This window comes from Vibrio olivae (genome assembly GCF_042428525.1).
GTDB classification, from domain to species: domain Bacteria; phylum Pseudomonadota; class Gammaproteobacteria; order Enterobacterales; family Vibrionaceae; genus Vibrio; species Vibrio olivae.
In genome coordinates this window covers 204,929-228,654 of the sequence record NZ_JBHMEP010000003.1, presented here as the reverse complement: position 1 = coordinate 228,654, position 23,726 = coordinate 204,929, and the positions used below count along the sequence as shown (strand labels likewise).

Sequence of the window (23,726 nt, the reverse complement as noted above, 5' to 3'; positions counted from 1 at the left end):
CGTTCGTTATTACTTTGAATCTGAGCGTATGAAATATGTATTTTCGTGTCAAATGGCGACATTTTTGGTGTATAGCTATACTTTTCGTGAATTTTGTCGACAATTTCCGATATGTCGTAAGTTTTTTGATTTGATGTTTTCTATTTTTTAGCGGCTAAAATCTAGTCTTTGCTGAATTTGAGCTCCAATGATTTCGGTATATCGAACATTGATGGATTTAATAACAGTATTGTATTTTTATATGATTGTTATTATTCAAAAAAAATGGTTTAGATGCTAAGAATACAAGTGAAGGGGGGATGAGTGGTATAAACCAAGTGAGAGAGTAATTAGGGGTGAATTAATTCAGGTGAAACACGCTCTATTTGTAAAATAGCTGAATTGATATTTCTCTGATTTACATCTGTGTTTGTGATTTGTGTCACCATTATAGTTAGGTGACCACATTCTATGATCGTGAATGTGCCCCTCAAGTGTCAACAAGCACGAGCTTCTGAGAGAACAGTGGGCGTTACTGTGGTTATAGCGGTGCTATTGATATATTAGGGGAGATTTTAATGGTCTATCATTATTATCCAGTTATAAAACTGTAATTCATTGATACAAAAATGCTTTGATCGAATCAGGCGTTGTTGTACCAAATGGTTTTCTTAATATCTAGCCCTATTTCCTACGTCTCTTTTGAGTTTGGATGTTTCATTGTTCTTTCGTTCAATTGGCGTAGTATCAATGTGTTAATTAAAATTTTTCTAGGTGTTGTAGATGACTGAACACACATTTTCTGCAGATAGGCCAATAACAAAAGCCGAAGAAGATTTACTGGGAAGGGTTAACTTTTCGAATAATTTGGCTAATGCGCTATCGTCCTGGTCAGGTAAGGATAGCCTAGTTGTAGCTCTTCATGGTCGATGGGGGAGTGGTAAATCGTCAATTAAAAATATGACATTAGAAAAGCTAAGAAGCTCACCTTCAGCTATAGATGTTGTAGAGTTTAATCCATGGGAGTGGGCTGCTCAGGATAAGATTACGTCATCTTTTTTTACTGAGATATCTACGACGATTGGCCGTAAGGATAGGTCTGGAAAAACTAAGGCATTGTCTTTAACTCTACTTAAATACAGCCAATACCTGACGACTGGTGAAGTCGTATTTAGCAGTTTTCTAACAGGAATACCCGTATTTCTAGCAGCTTTAGCATCTGTAGGTTTTTTAACGAGCCAGTGGTTATCGTCGCTATGGTTAGAAGATTTATCTGCATGGGTATTAGCTACTTTGGGTGTATTAGTCGGATTGGCTAAGTGGGGAGGTGTTAGACTGAAAAAAATTGGTAGAAGTCTACTTGAGATCTCTAAATTGGATCAGCAGGGCTTAAAGGACATTCGTAAAGAGCTTGCCAATTTATTGAAGAGCAGGAAGGAACCACTAATTGTTGTAATGGATGATATTGATCGCCTTACTGTTTCTCAATTAAGAATGATATTCCAATTAGTAAAAGCTAATGCAGATTTTCCAAATGTCGTTTTCTTATTGATTTTTCAAAGAGACATCGTTGAAGACAAACTAACAACTAAGTCTCAGACTGGACGTGATTTTTTAGAGAAAATAATTCAAGTCCCCTTCGATATTCCAGTGATTGAAGAAAGCAGAGTTCATTCATTTTTATTCAACCAACTTGACTCAATGATAGCCGCCGATAAAAAGGCTCTTGAGCTTTTTGACAATCAATATTGGGGTAATATTTTTCAAACTACATTGAGATACTATTTGAGAGATTTGAGAAGTGTTAATCGTTATATATCAACACTGTCTTTTCATTTATCACTTATGTCAGGAGAGAGAGCTAATGAAGTTAATCCCGTAGATCTTATGGCGTTGGAGTGTATGCGCGTTTTTGAGCCTGATGTATACAAAAAAATTTCTAGTTCAAAAAGTACTTTAGCTAAGAGTAGTCATCAGACTAACTCCGATGACAGAGAAGTAATTCTCGCTATTATTGACGCAGCTCCGGAGATGAATAGAGAGTACGTAAAAGGTTTTTTTCAAGTAGTTTTTCCTGCGACTAAGTACGCAATTGAAAATAGAGGATTTAAGTCATCTGGCTCTGATAGTTTCAAGAATCTGCGTGTGTGTTCGCCACATCACTTTGATAAATATTTCCTGTTAAATACGCCAGATGGTCGTTTGTCTAATTCGGAACTTACTGAGCTGATTGAATTGACTTGCAACTATGATGTGTTCTTAGAACGTCTTAGAACTTTGAATAGTTTGGGCCTCATTCAGCAAGTTCTCAGTCAATTAGAGCTTAGGAGTGAAGATATTCCTCTTGATAATGGTCCAATCTATGTCAGGGCTATGATAGACATGGGAGATGTTGTTGACTCTCGGAGAATAGGATTTACAGACTTTGATTCCAATACTCGTATTATGAGGTTAGTGAGTTGGTTCCTATTTAGAATTCCAAATAAAGATAAGCGAGCAGAGTTACTCATTGAAAGTTTTAGGCGGTCAGATGGATTGTCGATAGTCGAAACGTTATTAGTTACAGATGAACAGCGTCTTGAAAAGGAAGAATCTCAAGAGGAATTGTTGCTACCTGAAGAGGCTACGAAAACTTTAAAAACAGAGTTTATTGATAGGCTAGTAGCTAAGTCAGAAGAGCCAGAAAAAATATTAAATAGCGAACACGCAGTATCTTGGCTATATCATTGGTCAGAGTGGGGAGAACATATACAACCTAAAAAATGGCTAGAAACTCAAGCTAAATGCAATGTTATTAGTGTCTTGAAGATATTTGTATCCCAATCCGCTTCATATGGAATGGAAGATCGTGTATCTCGAATACGAAATGTTATGAGGTTAGACGATTTAGAATATTTCTTATCAATTGAATGGGTTTCAGAAATAGTAGATGATTTGAATCAACACAATATGGAAGAAAGTGAATTGCAGATTTTGAAACTCTACTCACAGGCTCTAGATGCTAGAAACAGAGGTGTGAGACCCTAATAAGTCATTGCTTTCTATGCATTTTCTACAGCCCTTCAAATGTTAATGAAGTGAGAATTATGCTTGTGTAGTCTGGCATAACTCATAAAAATATTGGCTTATTGACACCTGAGAGGGGCACTTTAGCTTTTTGGCAATCGCGTCCAATTCTTCAACCAGGTCTTCGGCTCGAAGGTACGTGCGTAAGTGTAGCGGCGTAGCATCTGCATCGATTTATGCCCGCTGATGGCGGTTGGCCGAACCGGATTATTAATCGTCTACTTAAAGGATTCTAACGTCTTTACTTTGAGCTTGCTGTTACTTGCGTGTGTTAAAAAAGAGATTGTTGGGGGGAGGTTTGTACTGAAAGAGTTCTCCAAACCCATGAATCAAACCCTCGTCTGGAAATTGTTAATAGGTCTGCTGCTGAGCAGAAGACATCTTTTAAAAAAGTATAATCGCTGTTCTCAATACCAGCACTTTTCGCAAAGCTACGGATGTGTCTATCTACAGCAATTGAATCTATACCAACTAGACATTTCATGTAATCAACAGTTTTTGGACCAATACCGTTTAGGGATTGAAGATCTGAACAAAAATCGTCTTTCATGAGTTTGTTTTTCAGATCGCTGGCAGTATGAATGTCATTGTTTAACATATAAGACACAAGGTTTTCGAATCTAGAGAGCTTTGTCGAGTGAGTCCAGTTAAGAATCTTTTGTGGACCATCTTGTTGAAGCAACCGAGCTAATTCACAAGTACTTTTCATTTCTGAGTATGTGTTAAGTATCGCTAGTACCCTAGGTCTGACTACAGTAGTGTAGTTCAGTCCTGCTTGGAGTACTGAATCAGCTAGGATTGCTCCCATATGATCATAAGTTGGTCTGTATTGATGTCCATCAACTTCCAAGCCTTGCTCTTTGGCATAGTTTGCTAAAATTCTTGCGGACTTAAGAATTTCAATCGTCGCTTCAAGGTTTGGTGTGATCGCGTTCATCTCTAATAACTTTCAATGCATTTAGTCTTTCGACACAATTAGGACAAGCTCCGCATGGGAAACTGCTTGATGCCTGACAAGAGTACGTTCTTCCTATAGGTACACGTAGTTTCATCGCTTCTTGTACTACATCAGCTTTACTTGAGAACCTAAATGGAGAATGAAACCTAACAGGACCAATGGATTCAGTTAGACCATCAAGCTTATTCATAAAACTAGAAGTACAGTCAATTTCCTTTGCATGATTGCTGTTGATGAAACCAGTATAGACATCGAGAATACCTATCGTCTGGGCTCGTGCTGCAGCGGCTGCGAAAAATAGCATAGTTCGATATGGGATGTACAGATCATCATCAACTATGTCGTCTGCCCACAAATCAGCTTCATCGATCAATCTAGATGTAGAGCCTCTAAAAATTTCACTGATATCAACTCTTTCTGGGCATGGACAGGAAGCAGGTAAGACCTCATTTAATCTTGACCATTCTGTTTCGACGCAATGCTGTCCGTAATCGAAGAACAGTGGATAAACTTCATGCCCTTTTTCAAGAAGTTTATATACCACAGTGGTGGAATCCAGCCCCCCTGATGTTAACACTATGGCTTTTGTCATTTTCTATTCTCCAAATATGAAAGTTCAACGTAGAGATGATTCAAACATTCGTCGAGGTCGGAAGAGTATTTATTACTACCAGTCACTACCATATTATTATCGTTCTCTCGATTAGGGTCATAAGTTATTACAGGTATTCCTTTAGCTAAGCCAATACCAACCTCTACCAATGTTCCAGGGTCTCTTTGAAGTGGAATTGCAAATATCACGTCACATACATTAATGAGCGCACAGTCGTCCTCATAAGCTTTTCGACGTTCAAAGTTGGAAGATTTTTCGTTTAGCTCCCCGTTCTCAAGTACAGGTCTTCTAATATTGAAGTTGTGGTACTCTAAGCTGGATATAGCTGAGTCAAGATGCTTTCTATCAATATAGCTGAAGTCAGGTGCGGCTATATAAATGTTATATTTCTTCCTTGCATGCCAAGACAAGGATGTTCCGCCAATGCTTTTGTGTTTATCTAAAGGTGTATTGTGGCTTCTTTGAACGGTTCTCTTAAAGTCGTCTGGAAATGTCGTTTGGGAGTAGTAAGTCGCTGAAAGGGCACCTCGCCAAACGGCGTCTTCAATTGAATGAGAAAAAAATCGATAAGCTGCAGCTACAGCAGTAAAGACGTCACCTACACCGACAGAGTTCACTGTTTTCTGAAGGATTGCCGGGACAGACACTATTCGATCGGACGCTAAGTCAAATAGTCTACTTCCTCCTCTATTTTCTTTTAGTACAACGCTGCATGGAGATAAGTTTTGAGCTTCCGTAATCAAACTGGATATGTCGTTTGCTGCTAGACCCAGAAATAAATCTGAAGATGTAGAGAGGTAAATAGTTTCGATTTTTCCTGTAATTGGGCTTAACACGCTTAGATCTGAAATGTCGTAAGCAACATCGATGCTAAACTTCGCATTGGGACTAAAGTAGTCGGTTAGTGTTTTAACGCAAAATCGTCCAGGAAAAAGAATTACGTTATCGAAAGATGTTAGTTTCTGTGTGTCTTGAGTAAACTCAATACTTTTTCTATCCCTTAACAACTCTTCGTAGCCTTGCTGGCCAACTTCTCTTTGGTCAACTAAAGACATAATATTCGGTGAGCCAAGAACCTCACCAATTACAATTACTTCATCACAACCGTGACACTTTAGATAATTGGTTGCCTCTGAGGTAAGGTAGCTGGGGCAGATTATTGCAGCAGAGTATTTAATGTTATTTGCCCAAAGACCTCTAGCGGCATGAATAATACCTCCTAAACGCATTTTGCATGAGTTGTGTTCGGATGGCAGTGTGTAATCTATGAATATCTCACCAAGTATCAACATGTTCACTTACCTGCTCAATCATGGAGTGGTGATTGGACGAATGTCTATTTCAATTATTGGATTTAATCCGTTCGAAGAGTTGGATATAACACCAGCATATGAATAGCCATTTTCCATACAGTTGAGTAAGTAGTTGTAACCAGTAGGGAGTGCGCCGCAGTCTTTACCAGAAATTGCATCAACTGCAACAATTCTGGGAGACATAAATTGAATTAAAACCGTGTTACCAGCAGGAGGTACATCTTGTTTTGTATTATAAAAAGACGACTGTGCGACCTCTTCCAAAAGACAAGATATTGATAGCTGACACTGATCTTCGCCACTTGTGCCACCTGTACTACCATCTTCGCTTCTGGTCTTAGTGTAATCAGTGAAGCTTCCAGATCCCGTACTACCCATAATTAAAGTCCTTATTATTCGATTTAAACTCCATACTAATTAATAAGCTAGGGGGCTTCTTTGGTATACGTCCCATTTTATGCGTGTTGTTTTATAATGAATAAAAAAGGTGGCAGGGATGCTTATCGGGCTCATATGAAGCTGATGAACAATGAGTAGATATCTATCCCTCAAATATCACTGAACATGGCTTTCGTCGAGCTCTCTCCTAGTTTCGCAAGAGCCAGCCGACTTCATTGACATTTGAGGGGCACTTTTGTTGAGGATGTACTTTATTGAAGTTGTACGGACTTCATTGACGGTCTTTACTAGCTTTTTCTACTACCAATAAAAATGTCATGCTAACAGTAGCTAAAGCAAAAGAAAGAGGTGTATTTACCCAGTTAAACTCACTAATTTCAAATGTGGCGGCGACAACGACAGATAACATTAGGCCCGCCGTAATCATGAACATTGGAATGGAGTGATAAGACTCAAAATAGTTAGCGAATGAAAAAAGAGCCGCATAACCGGCAATCGCTGCTAACAAGGCTAGGATTACATTCGCAGTAATTCCAACTCCAGGCAATAGGTTATACAAGAATTCAATCCAGTTTCCTTGGGCTAAGGAAGCGGGGAAGTAGCTCATGTATGCAACAGCTAATGCAGGAAATACTAAATAATTTGCAACGCTTTTGATGGCTGGTAGTTTTAATAGGATATCCATAGTGCCTCACTAAGTTTGATTAAACAAAGATCATTCCCTCTAGGTTTAATATTAAACATAATCTAGTATTTAGTTTGAGTGTTAAATCACGTTAAGTTTTAACTATGAAAGAGTTAGAAATGTATTGGCTATAACAATCAGAGTTCTTTCTGTATTACAGCCCCCCAAGTGTCAGTAAACCAGCCCTGATCATTGCTCACAGCCAGACCACATCGGCCTAATCCTCATTTCATTGACACTTGAGGGGCAGAGTTGGCTAAGCCTTTTTCCCTTTCGCAATTGCGTCTAGTTCTTCAACCAAGTCTTCGGCTCTGAGGTGAGTGTAGCGGCGTAGCATCTGCATTGATTTGTGGCCGCTGATAGCTGCGACCTGTTGATCACTTAATCCACCTTCAACCAAACGACTGACACTCTCGTGGCGCAGGTCGTGGAATTTAAAATCTTTCAGGCCTATCTTGGCTTTAATCTTCATCCATACCTTATTGAAGTTGTACGGGCGTCGCTTGCCGTCTTTGCCTGGTTCGCCAAAGAAAATCAGGTCGGTATCAATGGGCCGTACCGGATTATTAATCGCCTGCTTAAAGGATTCTAACGCCAGGAGAGAAAGCGGAACGGTTCTCGGCATGGTGTTTTTGGTTTCGACCAGGAAAACCACACGCTTTTTTAAATCAACCTGAGAGCGGCGCAGAGAAGTGATTTCAGAGGAACGCATACCGGTTTCCAGCGCGATACGAACAATCCAGGCCAGCATCGGATTGGTGTGTGCCTCAACGGCTTCCAGGAGCTGTAACTCTTCTTCCTCGGTCAAGCGTCGTTCCCGGCCAGAAGGCGGGGAGGGCTTACGAATATTCTGGACCGGGTTAATTGCCAGGCCGATCCCCCATTCTTTAATCGCAATGTTGTACAGGTGACTGAGCAGGGCCAGGTCAATGCGCACGGTATTAGGTGAGCGAGGCTTGGGTGCCGGGTTACCTCTGGCGTCACAACGGTCCAGGCCAGCTAATCGGTCATCTCGATACTTGGCAATGATTTCTGGAGTCAGGGCGGCCAGGGAGTATTTCCCCAGGGCTTTGATAATCGGTTTGGAATGTCTTGCATCACAGGCAGCAGTCGCTGGTCGTTTGGTCGGTGAGATTTCTGCCAGGTAGCGTTTTAATGCTTCTTCAATGGTGAGTCGTTCTGACGAGGAACGTTTGATGTAGACGCCACGCACAATTTCATCTTCGGTGCGTCTTGCCCAATCCTCGGCATCGCGTTTGAGACGAAAAGTTTTAGACGTCGTCGGCCAGCCGGTTTTTCGAATAACGGCTTTCCAGGTACCAGAAGAGGTTTTAACTAAAGTTGCCATGTGAGTACTCCCGAATGCGTACTGTACTGATTTTGTACCTCGGGACGGAATAAAAGGCAACATTCAAAGAAGGGTAAGCGATAAGTACTTGATTTGAATGGTGGCCCCTCGCAGACTTGAACTGCGGACCAATCGATTATGAGTCGACTGCTCTAACCACTGAGCTAAGGGGCCAATGTGGAGCGAGAATTATAGGGGAAGCGGCTCATACTGTCTAGACAGTAAGGTGGCTAAATGCGCTTAGTTTTTATTCACTTAACCTTACGAGCAATAAAAAAGGTGAGCTAACGCTCACCTTTTAATCAACAACACACGAGTTACTCGTCTAAAAAGCTACGCAGAGTTTCTGAGCGGCTTGGGTGACGCAGTTTACGTAGAGCTTTGGCTTCAATCTGACGAATACGCTCACGGGTTACGTCAAACTGTTTACCTACTTCTTCTAGCGTGTGGTCTGTGTTCATATCAATACCAAAACGCATACGCAGTACTTTGGCTTCACGTGGAGTAAGCCCTGAGAGTACGTCACGAGTTGCGCCTTTCAAGCTTGTAGCTGTTGCTGAATCCAGTGGCAACTCAAGCGTTGTATCTTCAATGAAATCACCTAGATGCGAATCTTCGTCATCACCGATTGGTGTTTCCATCGAGATAGGCTCTTTCGCGATTTTCAGTACTTTGCGAATCTTATCTTCAGGCATCTGCATACGTTCTGCCAATTCTTCAGGAAGAGGCTCACGGCCCATTTCTTGAAGCATTTGACGTGAAATACGGTTCAGCTTGTTGATCGTTTCGATCATGTGTACTGGAATACGAATGGTACGAGCTTGGTCTGCGATTGAACGAGTGATTGCTTGGCGAATCCACCATGTCGCATAAGTTGAGAACTTGTAACCACGACGGTATTCGAATTTATCCACCGCTTTCATCAAACCGATGTTACCTTCCTGAATAAGATCCAAGAATTGGAGACCACGGTTGGTGTACTTCTTGGCAATAGAGATAACCAGACGCAAGTTCGCTTCAACCATTTCTTTTTTCGCACGACGAGCTTTCGCTTCACCGATCGACATACGACGGCTGATATCTTTAATGCTTTGTACACACAGTGATGTTTCGTTTTCAATCGTTTTGAGTTTCAAGATTGAGCGACGAATGTCATCTTCGTAACGTTTAATCTTCTCTGCATAAGGCTTGTCTGAAGCAAGAACTTCATCTAACCATGCTTCGCTTGATTCATTACCTGTAAATAGGGCGATGAATGATTTCTTCGGCATTTTGCCGTATTCAACCGCTGAGCGCATGATAAGACGCTCTTGAGTACGAACGCGTTCCATTGAGGTACGTAGTTCTTGTACTAGATAGTCAAACTGTTTCGGTGTTAAACGGAACTCTTTAAATACATCCAACATGACTTCGCCAGCTGCGTCTGCTTTTGCACTGTTTTCACCGTGCTCGTTTAACGCTAACTGGTAATCTTGGAATGTATTACGTAGAGACGTGAATTTCTCTAGCGCAAGTTCTGGGTCAATACCGACATCGGTTTCTTCTTCATCACTATCTTTATCATCATCCTCGTCTTCATCTTCATCTTCAATGTCGTCTTCGTCATCGAGATCCGATTCAGCCAGTTCAGAACCGATATGGGTCGCCGTTGGTGCAGCGGTTTCATCTGCATCTGGGTCCACAAAACCGGTGATCAAGTCAGTTAAGCGTAGCTCTTCGGCTTGAACTTTATCGAACTGTTCTAGGATGTATGGGATGGTGCCTGGGTAGATAGCAACAGCGTTTTGAACTTGGTTAATACCGTCTTCAATACGCTTTGCAATATCAATTTCACCTTCGCGAGTCAGTAGCTCAACGGTACCCATTTCACGCATATACATGCGGACAGGGTCAGTGGTACGGCCAATTTCACTTTCAACACTAGAAAGTGCTGCTGCCGCTGCTTCCGCCGCATCTTCATCGGTAATGGTGTCATCATCGTTTAGAGCAAGATCATCTGCATCAGGGGCAGTTTCAACTACCTTGATGCCCATGTCGTTGATCATCTGAATAATGTCTTCTACCTGTTCTGAGTCTACAATCTCAGCAGGTAGGTGGTCGTTTACTTCGGCGTAGGTCAGATAGCCTTGCTCTTTGCCTTTAATTACAAGGAGTTTTAGCTGTGACTGCGGATTTTGATCCATAGACGGTATCCAACTTAGTATCTGGTGAAGGAATTAGTATGCGAATTGCAAACCATACATGTTAACAAATTAATTGATTGCTGACTATTCAAACAAACAGGGTTACGCTTTTAAATCTAGCATTAATGCCATCAGCTCCCTTCTTTCATCGACTGATAAGCCGACGCTTCTCTCTTTGGCTTGCAGCTTGTCAATTTGTTTTTCCACACATTGAGCCAGTATTCTGTCCAATGAGTCTAAAAATATATCTTCTTGATTGTCGTCATCGAGTGGCACTTCCCACCCGGCTAAACGAGACAAGGTCGTCTCGTGCTGATGATTTCGCCAATGTTCTATTAACATTCCGGTATTGATATGGGGATTAGCCCGACAATAATCAAGCACATCGACTAATAAACTCAGCCCCGGCACAGGTAGGTCTCTGACACTGCTGAGATCCGGTATCAATTGAGCATAGTTTGGATTTTGGATTAAGAGTGCAATGACTTCTCGCATTGGAGTCCGTTTAATCTCGCGATGAGGTTGAGGACGCTTAGCCTGACTGTCGTCTCGACTAATTAATTGCTGAAGCTGGCGTTCATCCATTAATCCTAGGCGTTTACCAAGGAGTTCCCTTAAGTATAGCCTGAGTGTGCCACCTGGTACTTTTTCTATTAAAGGAACGGCTAAAGCGCTCAACTTCGCCATTCCTTCTCGAGTACTGACATCAACATCTTGCATTAAAGAGTTAAACATAAACTCTGAAAGCGGCGTTGCATTGGCGACTTGTTCTTCAAATGCCTGTTTACCGTGTTGGCGAATGTAAGAATCTGGGTCTTCGCCATCAGGTAAAAACATAAACTTGAGTTGACGGCCATCCGTTAAATAGGGCAGAGCATTTTCCATCGCTCGCCAAGCTGCTTCTCGCCCGGCACGGTCGCCATCGTAACAACACACCACATTACTGGTTTGACGAAACAGAATTTGCAAATGATCGCCGGTGGTTGACGTTCCTAATGAGGCAACGGAATAATCCACGCCATATTGTGCAAGCGCCACCACATCCATGTAGCCTTCGACCACTAAAATGTGGGGTGGTTCGCGATAAGCCTGCAAGACTTCATAAAGTCCATAAAGCTCTTTTCCTTTATGGAAGATAGGCGTCTCTGGTGAGTTGAGATATTTCGGCGTACCTTCACCAAGCACTCGCCCGCCAAAACCAATCACACGGCCGCGTCGGTCACGAATCGGAAACATGACTCGGCCTCGAAAACGGTCATAGCGATTGCCTTTGTCGTTTTCAATCAATATACCGCCAGACACCAGCATGTCTTGGACCGCTTTCTGCTGACCAAAGTTCTTACGCACCAGATCCCACTCGTCAGCGACATAACCGATACCAAATTTCTGGACAATCTCGCCAGATAAACCTCGGTTCTTCAAATAGTCAATGGCGACTTTACTGCTTGAAAGCTTCAATTGCTGACGGTAAAACTGGGCAATACTGCCCATTAAGTCATAGAGGCTGCGTTTTTCTTCACTGCTGGCTTGCGGCCCTCGCGGAGCATTTTGGCTGCCGCTGCGTTGTTCTCTTGGGACTTCAAGACCTAAGAACGACGCCAACTCTTCAATTGCTTCAGGAAACTCTAAACGCTCATATTCCATCAGAAAGTCGATGGCATTACCGTGAACGCCACAACCGAAGCAATGGTAAAATTGCTTCTCTTGACTGACTGAAAAAGAGGGGGTTTTCTCGTTGTGAAAAGGACAACAAGCCCCATAGTTTTTACCTTTTTTCTTAAGTTTCACGCGCGCATCAATGATGTCGACAATATCCAGTCGAGCAAGAAGATCATCAATGAAACTGCGGGGAATGTGTCCTGCCATAAAACCTAACAAAAAAAGAAAACCAGACGGGAGAATACAAACAAGCCGTGCGTTCCATAGGATTGCACGGCTTGCTGCAATAGTTTTTGTGGGTAAACCTTAAGCGAGCTTAGCGCGAACTAAACCACTGACTTTACCCATGTCTGCACGCCCTTGAATCTGAGGCTTAAGCACGCCCATCACTTTGCCCATGTCTTGCATGCTCGCCGCACCTGAGTCAGCAATAGCACGTTCAATTAGTGCACTTACTTCGTCATCGCTAAGCGGTTGAGGCATAAAATCCTCAAGAACGGTGATTTCAGCTTGCTCTGCTTCGGCAAGGTCTTGACGACCTGCTGATTCATATTGAGCGACAGAGTCGCGACGCTGTTTAACCATTTTGGTCAACACTGCAATAATGTCGTCGTCAGTCAGAGTAATTCTCTCGTCGACTTCACGTTGCTTGATGTCAGATAAGGCTAAACGAATAGTGCCAAGGCGCAATTTGTCCTTGGCTTTCATCGCTAATTTTTGCTCTTCTTTGAGTTGGTCAATAAGAGCCATAACTAATTCCTCTTAGGGATTCAGCTATTAGTACAAACGAACGCGACGAGCGTTTTCGCGAGCTAGCTTCTTAGCGTGACGCTTTTGAGCTGCTGCTTTAGCGCGTTTGCGAACGGTAGTTGGTTTTTCGTAGTGCTCACGACGACGCACTTCAGAAAGGATACCTGCTTTTTCGCAAGAGCGCTTGAAACGACGTAGAGCAACGTCGAATGGTTCGTTTTCACGTACTTTAACTACTGGCATATGCCTTTCACCTCAGGGGTTATTCGTTAACGCTGGAGTTTATGCGCCAAGTCATGTGACCCGGTCTACAACCAGCTAGATCAAAAATGGTGCGGAATTTTAATCCGAACCAAGTCAGTTTGTAAAGCCTTTTGTCGATTATTGTCTGTACAAAATTTGTTTGAGACGCCAATTACAGGTAAGATTGCCGCCAATTTCAAATTCAGCAATCACCCCTTCGAGATTACCATGCGCATTCTAGGTATTGAAACCTCCTGTGATGAAACTGGCATTGCCATTTATGACGACCAAAATGGGTTGTTGGCTCATAAGCTTTATAGTCAAGTTAAACTGCATGCCGACTACGGCGGCGTTGTACCTGAACTGGCCTCGCGAGATCATGTTAAGAAAACCATTCCGCTGATAAAAGCGGCGATGGCAGAAGCGAATCTTACGCCTCAAGATATTGATGGTGTAGCGTACACGGCTGGGCCTGGGCTTGTCGGGGCGTTACTTGTTGGCGCAACAATAGGCCGCAGTTTAGCTTACGCATGGAATGTTCCTGCAGTGCCGGTGCACCATATGGAAGGTCACTTGTTAGCGCCAATGCTTGAAGATAATCCACCGCCATTTCCGTTTGTGGCGGTATTGGTCTCAGGTGGTCACTCGATGATGGTCGAAGTTAAGGGCATTGGCGAATACACCATCTTAGGTGAATCGATTGATGATGCCGCTGGTGAAGCATTTGATAAGACTGCCAAATTAATGGGGTTGGATTATCCTGGCGGGCCGTTGCTCTCACGTTTGGCTGAAAAAGGGACGCCGGGACGTTTTAAATTCCCTCGTCCAATGACTGATCGTCCTGGCTTGGATATGAGCTTTTCGGGCTTAAAAACGTTTACCGCCAATACCATCGCGGCTAATGGGGACGACGAGCAAACTCGCGCGGACATCGCCCTAGCGTTTGAAGAAGCGGTATGCGCCACTCTCGCCATTAAATGTCGCCGCGCATTGGAACAGACAGGGATGAAGCGTATCGTCATCGCTGGCGGTGTCAGTGCCAATAAACGTTTACGTGCTGAGCTTGCTAAGTTGGCGGAAAAAGTCGGAGGGGACGTTTATTATCCTCGTACTGAGTTTTGCACCGACAATGGGGCAATGATTGCTTATGCCGGCATGCAACGTTTACGTAATGGTGAAGTGGCTGATCTTGAAGTGCAAGCAACACCGCGTTGGCCTATTGATCAGCTGACGCCTGTTGCTTCATGATTCTCAACAATAAATTGATGCCGATTCAAAACAGTCACTTCGGTGGCTGTTTTTGTTTTTCTTAGGCGCCCATTTCGCGGTAAAAATGAACCGTTTAGTTTTATAAAAAAGTAGGAACAGGATGAAGACGTTTTCGATAGATGGCCAACAGATGGCGTACCATGATTATGGTCAAGGCCCTGTTGTTGTATTTGGCCACAGTTATTTGTGGGACAGTCAAATGTGGCAACCACAAATAGAAATGTTGAGTCAGTCTTATCGCTGTATTGTTCCCGATTTTTGGGCTCATGGTTTATCGCAAGCCGCGCCTTACAACATGGCTAACTTACGTGATTACGCCGCTCACATTCTCGCCTTGATGGATTATCTCGGGGTTGAAACTTTCTCGATTGTTGGTTTATCCATGGGAGGAATGTGGGGCGCGGAGGTTGTTTCACTAGCGCCGAAGCGGGTTGAGTCGTTGGTTTTGATGGACACGTTTTTGGGGTTAGAGCCTGAAGTTACCAATCGAAAATATTTTGCGATGTTAGAAACCATCTCTTTATCACAGATGGTGCCGCAGCAGTTAATTGATACGGTTGGGCCTATCTTTTTCGCGAAGAATGTTCGTCAAGATAACCCGCACTTGATAGAGCTATTTGAGCGTCGTTTGGCAGCCATCAAAGGACAAGATGCCGTAGAAATCGCCCGTGTTGGGCGGATGGTTTTTGGTCGCCGCGATATGATCGATGAAATTGAAATGTTTCATTTGCCGGTGCTGATTGCTGTTGGGCAAGACGATATACCGCGACCAGTGCTTGAGTCATATTTAATGCATGATTGCATTGAGGGGAGTCAGTTGGTCGAAATTCCGAGTGCTGGCCATATTGCCAATCTTGAGCAGCCAGAATACGTCACGCGAACGTTGCAATCCTTCCTCGAGAAAATTCGCCGCTGAGGCTAAATTGGCAAGGTGATTAAGATGGTTTCTTCAACGAAGAGGCTGTCTTTTTACCGACTTTGGGTTCGGTACCACTCACTAATCGCCGAATATTTTGATGGTGACGCAAGACAATCAAGCAGCACAGCATGGCGACGGGTAAAGTGTATTGTGGCTTGATAAGCCAAGTATATAAGGGAGCAATAAGGACGGTAATGATTGCTGCCAGCGATGAGTAACGAAAGACCACGGCGATCACCAGCCAAGTGAACATGATCAGTAAAGTCAAATCCCAGCCAATCGGTGCAATTGCCCCTAAAGCGGTCGCCACCCCTTTTCCGCCTTTAAAATGGAAAAATAGAGGGTACATATGCCCAAGACACGCCGCTATCGCCACCAAACCTAAAATTAAAGGTTCAATTTCAAGAAAATACCCTGCCCAAACTGGAATCGTGCCTTTTAGCATGTCACATAACAGTACCGCTGCCGCACTTTTTTTCCCGCCAATGCGCATTACATTGGTTGCTCCTGGATTGTTGGAGCCGACGGAACGAGGGTCAGGTAGGCGGAGTAATCGACAGATCAGCACTGCGCTAGAAATAGAACCTAGCAGATAGGCGCAGATAATCATCGACAGTGCTAATGGCGTCATAAAGGTTACTCGCGTGAAACAGGTGCTCGATAAGCAAGTAGTTGATATCATACCTGCTTATGGCACATAGTACGATGTTTTACCGAGTTTAGGTATCCGACCTGTATAGGATTTGAACCGCATGGATAAAGTTTTTATCGAACAACTGACTGTTATTACTACGATTGGCGTGTATGACTGGGAACAGCAAATTAAGCAAAAATTGGTCTTGGATATCGAAATGGGTCATGACAACCGCCCAGCTGGATTGAGTGATAACGTAGAAGATGCACTGGATTATGCCAAAGTGAGCCAGACAATTATTGATCACATCGAACAGGGACGGTTTCTGCTGGTCGAACGCGTTGCAGAAGAAGTCGCTGAGCTTATTCAAACTCAGTTCTCAGTACCTTGGGTTAAGATTCGCTTAACCAAGCCGGGGGCTGTTGCTCAAGCGAGTGGTGTGGGGGTTGTCATTGAGCGAGGTCTGCAATGACCACGGTTTATCTGGGGATCGGCTCGAATGTTGACCGCGAACGTCATATAGAACACGCGGTCTCTCTGCTCCGTTCGTTGGGTGAGCAGATTAAATTATCAACGATCTATCAGAGTGAAGCTGTTGGGTTCAAAAGTGAGCCCTTTTACAACCTTGTATTAGAAATGAAAACCGCGTTGAATTTACAAGATTTTTCTTTGGCTTTGAGAGAAATCGAGTTTCACTGTGGACGTGACAGCCAAGCGAAAAAGTTTGAAGCACGCACGATTGATTTGGATATTTTGCTCTTTGGCGATGCCGTTTCAGACTCAAAGCCTGAGTTGCCGCGTTCTGATATCTATCGGTATCCCTTTGTGATTCAACCTCTTTATGAACTTTGTCCGGAACTTATCTTACCGAACGATGGTCGCACTGTCCGAGCAGTTTGGCATCAAGCCAAAGATTTACATTTATTAGATGAGGTTAAACCTTGGTTTAATCCTTAACCCAACACTAGAGTAAATACATGGATATAATTCAAAGTGCCATTCTCGGTTTGATCGAGGGTGTTACTGAATTTTTGCCGATATCTTCAACCGGACATTTGATTATTGCGAGTGAGTGGCTCGGTTTACCACAAACGGACAGCAATAAAGCATTTGAAGTTATTATCCAACTTTCCGCTATTTTGGCGGTCGTCACCAATTACAAGGAGCGCTTTCAGCCCAAATATTTTTCTTTATGGGTCAAAGTGTTGATCTCATTCCTTCCTATCGCCATCGTTGGCTTCATTTTTAAAGACCAAGTGAAATCTCTATTTACCATCGACGTTGTCCCAGTGATGTTCATCATCGGCGGGGTGATTTTCTTGTGGGTCGAACACTATTTAAAAGATCGGGATCCCACGACTTTAACGTTAGATGACATAAGTTACCGTCAGGCAGGTATTATCGGTTTTGCTCAGATCTTTGCCTTAGTGCCCGGAACCAGTCGTGCAGGTTCGACGATCGTCGGATCTTTACTGGCAGGAGTCAGCCGTACGGCCAGTGCAGAATACTCTTTCTTATTGGCTTTACCCGTTATGGTAGCCGCGAGTGGCTTGGATTTGATTGAGCACTATCAGGACTTTACTGGTGAGCAAGCGATGCCATTATTGGTTGGTTTTGCGGTTTCCTATCTGTCTGCTTGGGTCGTAATGAAAGTGTTCTTGGCGTTCCTAAGTCGATTCACATTTAGAGCGTTTGGCCTCTACCGAATCGTCTTTGGCGTTGCCTTATTGCTTTGGTTACATGCATAGTTTTTGATGTGTGGTGTATTTTCCGCACAGTGATAAATGTCTGCGCTCGTCAATCAAAGGCAGCGTAGAGCAATAAAAATAAGAGAAAATAATGAGTTATTTTGAAGCGTTTATTTTGGCTCTGATTCAGGGTTTAACGGAGTTTCTTCCGATCTCAAGTTCCGCTCACCTGATATTACCTTCCGCAATTTTAGGTTGGGAAGACCAAGGGCTCGCCTTTGATGTGGCCGTTCACGTTGGGACATTGTTAGCTGTGGTGATTTACTTTCGTCATGAAGTAGTAACGTTGCTTACGGCATTTTTGGCCTCAATTTTTAAAGGTGACCGTAGTAAAGAAGCTAAATTGGCATGGATGATTGTGATTGCCACCATTCCAGCCTGCTTATTTGGTTACCTAATGAAAGATTTTATTGAGGTATACCTTCGTAGTGCCTGGGTGATTGCGGCGACGACCATTATATTTGGTTTACTGCTTTGGGTGGTTGATCGCAACGCTCCCCTTCGTGATGATGAGTACCAGGCGGGTTGGAAACAAGCGCTAATGATTGGCATCGCTCAGGCTGTGGCCATGATCCCTGGGACATCACGTTCTGGCGCGACCATTACCGCAGCTCTGTATTTAGGCTTTACACGTGAAGCGGCAGCGCGCTTCTCCTTCTTAATGTCGATTCCGATCATTCTGTTAGCCGGTAGCTACCTCGGTGCCCAGTTAATTACCAGTGGTGAGCCTGTACATCTCGGTTTCTTACTGACGGGGATTATCACGTCATTTATCAGTGCTTATCTATGTATCTACTTCTTTTTGAAGATGATCTCGCGCATGGGGATGACCCCTTTTGTTATTTATCGCTTGTTGCTCGGAATCGGATTGATGGTGTTTATGATGCTAAACTAACCATTTAAGCTTTAACACGATATAAAGTCAGATCTTTATCAAGACCACATAGAGCAATGTCGCTTGAAATGCGCCATTGTGGTATATATGTGGTCTTTGTTTTTTCTGGGTTGCAATAAACATTATGCGATTATTTTCTTTAGCTTTGTTGACGTTATTTGCCGCGCTGCAATACACCATGTGGTTTGGTAAGAACGGCGTTAGTGACTTTAAAGCCGTCAACAGCGAAATCGAGGTGCAACACCAAGTAAACAAAAGCTTACAAACCAGAAATAGTGAAATGTTTGCTGAAATCGATGATTTGCGCCAAGGGTTAGATGCTATTGAAGAGCGAGCACGCCATGAGTTAGGAATGGTAAAAGAGGGAGAAACCTTCTACCGGATTATCGGAGAGGAAGCACAATGAGTGCTCATCGCGCAGATTTTTCGGTTATTGCATTAGTACCGGCCGCTGGCATTGGTAGCCGCATGCAAGCTGATCGCCCCAAACAATATTTAACGATTGGTGAGAAAACCGTACTTGAACATACCATTTATCGCCTGCTTGAACATCCTCAGGTTCAACAAGTCGTGGTGGTTCTTGCTGATGATGATCCCTACTTTTCTGCGCTGCCTTGTGCAGCGGATCCCCGCATTCAACGAGTCTCAATTGCGCGTGGAAAAGAGCGAGCAGATTCAGTGCTCAAAGGGTTAGAATTTATTCAAGCGCATTGCCATGCTCATTGGGCCATGGTGCATGATGCTGCTCGTCCATGTGTACGCCTAACAGATATCGATCGGCTTATTGAGCAAGTCTCGTGTCATGATGTCGGTGGTATTTTAGCCGCTCCGGTGCGCGATACCATGAAGCGTTCAACGCCATGCGCGCATATTACACAAACCGTCGAACGTGTTGCTCTGTGGCATGCATTAACACCGCAACTGTTTCCTGTCGAAAGTTTAACGCATGCACTACGCGGCGCTTTAGCCAGTTCAGCCGTCATCACAGATGAAGCCTCTGCACTCGAATGGGCTGGTAAACAGCCACTTTTAGTGACGGGGTCGGCAGACAACATTAAAATTACTCAACCTGAAGATCTCGCCTTGGCTGAGTTTTATTTACAAAGAGAAAACAAGGATAAATCATGATTCGAATTGGTCACGGCTTTGATGTTCATAAGTTTGGCGGAGAAGGGCCGGTTATTATTGGCGGCGTTGCAGTGCCTTATGAGCAAGGTTTATTGGCCCATTCTGATGGTGATGTCGCTTTGCATGCGCTCACTGATGCTTTACTCGGCGCAATAGCGGCTGGTGATATTGGTCGCCACTTTCCTGATACCGATGATAAGTGGAAAGGAGCCAACAGTCGCGAACTGCTGAAAGACGTGTATCAACGCGTTAAAAAGCAGGGCTATGTGTTAGGCAATGCGGATGTCACGATAATGGCGCAAGCGCCTAAAATGGCCCCGCACATTGAACACATGTGCCAAGCGATTGCAGACGATTTAGAGACGTCACTGGGGAATGTGAACGTGAAAGCCACAACCACAGAGCGTTTAGGATTTACTGGGCGTAAAGAAGGTATTGCAGCGGAAGCTGTAGTGCTACTGGTTAAAGCTTAATTAATAAGAAATGCATCATGACAGATATTTTAACGCCCTTTGCGTACCTTCATGGCCAGCCTACGGCAAGCGCTAAATTAAAAGAAACCGCAGAAGATTTTCAAGTTTACGAACAGCTTGGCTACGAATTGGCTGGCCAAGGTGAACATTTGATGTTGCGGATCCGTAAGCGAGGCGAAAATACGGCATTTGTTGCCAATGAATTAGCCAAAGCTTGCCAAGTTAAATCAAAAGACGTGAGTTGGGCCGGGCTCAAAGATCGCCATGCGGTGACAGAGCAGTGGTTTAGTGTCCATTTACCAAAAGGTGATGAACCAGGTCTCAGCGCGTTTCTTGCTCAGTATCCGCATATCGAAGTTATAGAGAAAACTCGTCATAACAAAAAGCTGCGCCCCGGTGATCTCCAAGGGAACCATTTTGTCGTCACTTTGAGTGACGTCAGTGATGTTGAAGAGGTGGTGAATCGTTTGACGGCGATAGCTGAGCGCGGAGTGCCGAACTATTTCGGCGCACAACGATTTGGCCAGCAAGGCAACAACCTCGACGAAGCTAGACGTTGGGGACGTGATAACGTGCGGACTCGTAATCAAAACAAGCGCAGTTTGTATCTTTCAACGGCGCGATCGTGGATTTTCAATCATATTGTCTCGGCTCGCATTAACAACAATGTGTTTGATGATGTTGTGGTTGGTGATCTGTTGCTGGAAAATGGCCGTCCGAGTGAGCCAGTGAGCGAACAAGACCTCACGGCTGCAAAGCAGAAAGTGATTAATGGTGACGCGCAGGTTAGCGCAGCACTTGCAGGAGATAATGCTTTGCCTACAACCGCTCAGGCATTAATTCTTGAGCAGCCCCATCTTGATGCAGAACCCGATTTAATGGCATTAATTCGGGGTAACCGCATGCGCCATGAGCGCCGTGCGATTGCATTGAAGCCAGAACAATTCAGTTGGCAAGTGGACGGATCACGCATTACTTTGAATTTTTCTTTGCCATCAGGTTGTTATGCAACCTCAATTACCCGAGAATTGATTAACGAAATCGAAGTAATACGCGAGTACTAACGGAGGAAGTTGTGTTAAGAGTTTTGCTGAGTAACGATGACGGTGTGCATGCTGAAGGTATTCGAGTGTTAGCTGATGCGCTACGTGACCGCGCAGATATCACCATCGTCGCCCCAGATCGTAACCGGTCTGGAGCTTCAAACTCACTGACGTTAGAACAGCCTTTGCGCGTGCGTGAAATTGAGCCTCAAGTCTACTCAGTTGAGGGGACTCCGACCGATTGTGTGCACTTTGCGCTCAATGAGTTAATGAAAGATCGTATGCCTGATTTGGTATTAACTGGGATTAATCATGGCGCCAATTTAGGTGATGATGTGCTTTATTCTGGCACAGTTGCCGCGGCCATGGAGGGGCATTTTTTAGGTGTGCAAGCCATTGCTTTTTCCCTTGTGGGTAAAACGCATTTTGCCACTGCTGCTCATATTGCTCGAGAATTAGTCGAACAGCATCTAAAGCAGCCTATTCCCACTAACCGTTTATTGAATGTTAATGTGCCTGATGTCGCTATTGATCAGTTACAGGGAACTTTTGTTACTCGCCTTGGTGCGCGTCATCATGCAGAGGATATGATCAAACAAAAGGATCCTAGAGGACATGACATCTATTGGTTAGGTCCTCCAGGCAAAGAGCAAGATGCTGGAGAAGGGACGGATTTCCATGCAATTGAAAACGGTTATGTTTCTCTCACTCCGCTGCAAGTGGATCTCACGGCCCATGAATCATTGCTCACTATGGATAATTGGTTAAAGGATAAGTAGGCATGTCCAGACCACAAGCCGACCGACTGATTGAATTTTTGCGTACAAATGGCATTCAAGACCAGCGAGTATTGGATGCGATCTATCGAGTGCCAAGAGAGCGTTTTGTCTCTCAAGCCATGATCCATCAAGCTTATGATAATAACGCGCTTCCAATTGGTCAGGGGCAAACCATTTCTCAGCCATACATCGTGGCTAAAATGACGCAGTGCTTGGAACTTCGTCATGACAGTAAAGTCTTAGAGGTGGGCACAGGATCGGGTTATCAGACGGCGGTGTTGGCACAGCTGGTGGAACACGTTTATTCTATCGAAAGAATTAAATCGCTGCAGTGGGAAGCCAAGCGTCGTCTCAAACAGTTAGATATCTATAATGTCTTTACCAAGCATGGTGATGGGTGGAATGGCTGGCCCGCTCGCGGCCCATTTGACGCGATCATCGTCACTGCAGCCCCGACGTTTATACCGCAGTTACTCCTTGAGCAGTTGACTGAAGGGGGCGTAATGGTGATTCCCGTTGGTGATGTAGAACAGCAACTGCTTAAAATCACTCGTCGTGGAGAAGACTTTATCTCGGAGCCGATTGAAATGGTTCGCTTTGTTCCACTGGTAGCAGGTGATTTAGCATAGTTAAATGAATAAATCTTTACAATCTAAAACCTTATTAATGGCTAGCATTGCACTTTCCTTAACTGGGTGTGCTGTGCATTCCCCTGCGCCAGTATCAGGTTTACATAAAGATTATGATAGTGTGCCGAGAGGAAGTTACCGAGGCAGCTATTACGAAGTTAAAAAAGGCGATACGCTGTACTTTATCGCTTACATCACAGATAAAGATGTAAATGACCTTATTCGTTACAATCATTTACAAAAACCTTATACCATTTACCCAGGCCAAAAACTCAATTTATGGCGTCCAGTTTACACCCCTCCATCTTATGGTGGAACAGGAGCTGGGGCCGAGGTGGGTGCCGTAGCAAGTACGGTAAAACCTAGCGTTGCGGCCTCTACACCGATTGTTTCTTCCCCCTCATCCTCCTCATCTGCTGCATCTTTGAACAAAAACTCTAGTCAAGGAGTTAGCACTAAACCGCTTTCTCCAGCTCAAAAGTTGAGCAAAAAAGACGCAGAAAAGAGGGTTGAACAATCAAAATCAAAGGAGTATGTTGATTCTGCTGGTAAAAGAAATGTTAATAAAACTGCCAGTGGAACCAAGCCTAAAAACGACAAAGTAACCAAATGGTTATGGCCTACGAAAGGGAGAGTCATTAAAAATTTCTCTGCTGGGGACCAAGGAAATAAAGGCATTGATATCGCGGGTCAGCGTGGTCAATCAATCGTTTCCACAGCAGGAGGCACCGTCGTCTACTCGGGTAATGCACTCAGAGGTTATGGTAATTTAGTTATTGTTAAACATAATGATAATTACCTAAGCGCTTATGCGCACAACGACCGGTTGCTTGTACACGAAGGACAAAGTGTCAAAGCAGGCCAAAAGATTGCCACGATGGGAAGTTCGGGTTCTAACAGTGTTCGCTTGCACTTTGAAATTCGCTATCAAGGTAAGTCAGTGAATCCCAAACGCTACTTACCGTAATGTTTACTTGTAAAGAGTAAAAATAGCGACATATTAAGCAGTAATG

25 protein-coding genes and 1 tRNA gene are annotated in these 23,726 nt (G+C 43.9%); 14 read left to right on the top strand and 12 right to left on the bottom strand.

All coding sequences use genetic code 11. The annotated features are described in order from the left end of the window. Nucleotides 1-762: 762 nt before the first annotated feature. Complete coding sequence (locus ACFFUV_RS13750; RefSeq protein WP_390193777.1) at nucleotides 763-3,006, top strand: KAP family P-loop NTPase fold protein; 2,244 nt, start codon at nucleotides 763-765, stop codon at nucleotides 3,004-3,006. A 310-nt stretch (nucleotides 3,007-3,316) separates the two neighbouring features. Here ACFFUV_RS13750 and ACFFUV_RS13745 read toward each other — a convergent pair whose 3' ends face one another. From ACFFUV_RS13745 to rpsU, 11 genes are all read right to left on the bottom strand, one after another. After that, on the bottom strand, nucleotides 3,317-3,982 hold the full coding sequence (locus ACFFUV_RS13745) for an HhH-GDP family DNA glycosylase (protein WP_390193774.1): 666 nt from the start codon (nucleotides 3,980-3,982) through the stop codon (nucleotides 3,317-3,319). Further along, complete coding sequence (locus tag ACFFUV_RS13740) at nucleotides 3,957-4,595, bottom strand: 7-cyano-7-deazaguanine synthase (RefSeq protein ID WP_222767667.1); 639 nt, start codon at nucleotides 4,593-4,595, stop codon at nucleotides 3,957-3,959. Before ACFFUV_RS13740 ends, ACFFUV_RS13745 begins: the two co-directional genes overlap by 26 nt. Continuing rightward, nucleotides 4,592-5,908, bottom strand: a complete 1,317-nt coding sequence (locus ACFFUV_RS13735) for a nucleoside 2-deoxyribosyltransferase (RefSeq protein ID WP_222767666.1) — start codon at nucleotides 5,906-5,908, stop codon at nucleotides 4,592-4,594. The genes ACFFUV_RS13740 and ACFFUV_RS13735 overlap by 4 nt, the downstream gene beginning before the upstream one ends. Before the next feature lie 18 nt (nucleotides 5,909-5,926). Next, nucleotides 5,927-6,307 (bottom strand): hypothetical protein, encoded by a 381-nt coding sequence (locus ACFFUV_RS13730; RefSeq protein ID WP_058966369.1) that lies wholly within the window; start codon nucleotides 6,305-6,307, stop codon nucleotides 5,927-5,929. Nucleotides 6,308-6,599: 292 nt separating this feature from the next. Next, complete coding sequence (locus ACFFUV_RS13725; RefSeq protein WP_390193769.1) at nucleotides 6,600-7,013, bottom strand: hypothetical protein; 414 nt, start codon at nucleotides 7,011-7,013, stop codon at nucleotides 6,600-6,602. 256 nt (nucleotides 7,014-7,269) lie between these two features. After that, complete coding sequence (locus ACFFUV_RS13720; RefSeq protein WP_060658328.1) at nucleotides 7,270-8,361, bottom strand: site-specific integrase; 1,092 nt, start codon at nucleotides 8,359-8,361, stop codon at nucleotides 7,270-7,272. Between the two features lie 98 nt (nucleotides 8,362-8,459). Continuing rightward, nucleotides 8,460-8,535, bottom strand: a tRNA-Ile gene (locus tag ACFFUV_RS13715). A 143-nt stretch (nucleotides 8,536-8,678) separates the two neighbouring features. Continuing rightward, nucleotides 8,679-10,544, bottom strand: coding sequence for an RNA polymerase sigma factor RpoD (rpoD, locus tag ACFFUV_RS13710; RefSeq protein WP_390193763.1), 1,866 nt, complete (start codon nucleotides 10,542-10,544; stop codon nucleotides 8,679-8,681). Between the two features lie 102 nt (nucleotides 10,545-10,646). After that, a complete protein-coding gene (gene dnaG / locus ACFFUV_RS13705) occupies nucleotides 10,647-12,410 on the bottom strand; it encodes a DNA primase (RefSeq protein WP_390193760.1) in 1,764 nt (587 codons plus the stop codon). Nucleotides 12,411-12,509: 99 nt separating this feature from the next. After that, entirely contained in the window at nucleotides 12,510-12,953 is a 444-nt protein-coding gene (locus ACFFUV_RS13700; RefSeq protein WP_390193757.1) for a GatB/YqeY domain-containing protein, read from the bottom strand. 27 nt (nucleotides 12,954-12,980) lie between these two features. Then, nucleotides 12,981-13,196, bottom strand: a complete 216-nt coding sequence (rpsU, locus tag ACFFUV_RS13695; RefSeq protein WP_001145625.1) for a 30S ribosomal protein S21 — start codon at nucleotides 13,194-13,196, stop codon at nucleotides 12,981-12,983. 228 nt (nucleotides 13,197-13,424) lie between these two features. Here rpsU and tsaD point away from each other — a divergent pair, with 228 nt between their 5' ends. Further along, nucleotides 13,425-14,444 carry a tRNA (adenosine(37)-N6)-threonylcarbamoyltransferase complex transferase subunit TsaD gene (tsaD, locus tag ACFFUV_RS13690; protein ID WP_390193754.1) on the top strand — a complete coding sequence of 340 codons (1,020 nt, stop codon included), beginning with the start codon at nucleotides 13,425-13,427 and terminating at the stop codon, nucleotides 14,442-14,444. A gap of 121 nt (nucleotides 14,445-14,565) precedes the next feature. Further along, nucleotides 14,566-15,381, top strand: coding sequence for an alpha/beta fold hydrolase (locus tag ACFFUV_RS13685; protein WP_390193751.1), 816 nt, complete (start codon nucleotides 14,566-14,568; stop codon nucleotides 15,379-15,381). A gap of 19 nt (nucleotides 15,382-15,400) precedes the next feature. Here the strand turns inward: ACFFUV_RS13685 and plsY are convergent, their stop codons facing one another. After that, nucleotides 15,401-16,015, bottom strand: a complete 615-nt coding sequence (plsY, locus tag ACFFUV_RS13680) for a glycerol-3-phosphate 1-O-acyltransferase PlsY (protein WP_390193748.1) — start codon at nucleotides 16,013-16,015, stop codon at nucleotides 15,401-15,403. A gap of 121 nt (nucleotides 16,016-16,136) precedes the next feature. Here plsY and folB point away from each other — a divergent pair, with 121 nt between their 5' ends. The 11 genes from folB to ACFFUV_RS13625 all read left to right on the top strand — a co-directional run bounded on the left by folB (nucleotide 16,137) and on the right by ACFFUV_RS13625 (nucleotide 23,680). Further along, nucleotides 16,137-16,490, top strand: coding sequence for a bifunctional dihydroneopterin aldolase/7,8-dihydroneopterin epimerase (gene folB, locus ACFFUV_RS13675; RefSeq protein WP_390193745.1), 354 nt, complete (start codon nucleotides 16,137-16,139; stop codon nucleotides 16,488-16,490). Next, nucleotides 16,487-16,975 (top strand): 2-amino-4-hydroxy-6-hydroxymethyldihydropteridine diphosphokinase, encoded by a 489-nt coding sequence (gene folK / locus ACFFUV_RS13670; RefSeq protein WP_390193743.1) that lies wholly within the window; start codon nucleotides 16,487-16,489, stop codon nucleotides 16,973-16,975. Before folB ends, folK begins: the two co-directional genes overlap by 4 nt. 20 nt (nucleotides 16,976-16,995) lie before the next feature. Next, the gene (locus ACFFUV_RS13665) at nucleotides 16,996-17,766 is read left to right on the top strand and encodes an undecaprenyl-diphosphate phosphatase (protein ID WP_390193740.1); all 771 of its coding nucleotides are present in this window, start codon (nucleotides 16,996-16,998) and stop codon (nucleotides 17,764-17,766) included. A gap of 91 nt (nucleotides 17,767-17,857) precedes the next feature. Beyond that, nucleotides 17,858-18,661 (top strand): undecaprenyl-diphosphate phosphatase, encoded by an 804-nt coding sequence (locus ACFFUV_RS13660; RefSeq protein ID WP_390193737.1) that lies wholly within the window; start codon nucleotides 17,858-17,860, stop codon nucleotides 18,659-18,661. A 124-nt stretch (nucleotides 18,662-18,785) separates the two neighbouring features. Beyond that, nucleotides 18,786-19,067, top strand: coding sequence for a cell division protein FtsB (gene ftsB, locus ACFFUV_RS13655; RefSeq protein ID WP_390193734.1), 282 nt, complete (start codon nucleotides 18,786-18,788; stop codon nucleotides 19,065-19,067). Beyond that, nucleotides 19,064-19,789, top strand: coding sequence for a 2-C-methyl-D-erythritol 4-phosphate cytidylyltransferase (gene ispD / locus ACFFUV_RS13650; RefSeq protein ID WP_390193731.1), 726 nt, complete (start codon nucleotides 19,064-19,066; stop codon nucleotides 19,787-19,789). The genes ftsB and ispD overlap by 4 nt, the downstream gene beginning before the upstream one ends. Continuing rightward, the gene (ispF, locus tag ACFFUV_RS13645) at nucleotides 19,786-20,262 is read left to right on the top strand and encodes a 2-C-methyl-D-erythritol 2,4-cyclodiphosphate synthase (protein ID WP_390193727.1); all 477 of its coding nucleotides are present in this window, start codon (nucleotides 19,786-19,788) and stop codon (nucleotides 20,260-20,262) included. The genes ispD and ispF overlap by 4 nt, the downstream gene beginning before the upstream one ends. A 17-nt stretch (nucleotides 20,263-20,279) precedes the next feature. Next, nucleotides 20,280-21,326: a tRNA pseudouridine(13) synthase TruD gene (truD, locus tag ACFFUV_RS13640; RefSeq protein ID WP_390193722.1), complete on the top strand. Its 1,047-nt coding sequence runs from the start codon at nucleotides 20,280-20,282 to the stop codon at nucleotides 21,324-21,326. 11 nt (nucleotides 21,327-21,337) lie between these two features. After that, nucleotides 21,338-22,084, top strand: coding sequence for a 5'/3'-nucleotidase SurE (gene surE, locus ACFFUV_RS13635; RefSeq protein ID WP_390193720.1), 747 nt, complete (start codon nucleotides 21,338-21,340; stop codon nucleotides 22,082-22,084). 2 nt (nucleotides 22,085-22,086) lie between these two features. Then, nucleotides 22,087-22,713 (top strand): protein-L-isoaspartate(D-aspartate) O-methyltransferase, encoded by a 627-nt coding sequence (locus tag ACFFUV_RS13630; protein ID WP_390193717.1) that lies wholly within the window; start codon nucleotides 22,087-22,089, stop codon nucleotides 22,711-22,713. A 4-nt stretch (nucleotides 22,714-22,717) separates the two neighbouring features. Further along, entirely contained in the window at nucleotides 22,718-23,680 is a 963-nt protein-coding gene (locus ACFFUV_RS13625) for a peptidoglycan DD-metalloendopeptidase family protein (protein ID WP_390193714.1), read from the top strand. Nucleotides 23,681-23,726: the final 46 nt, after the last annotated feature.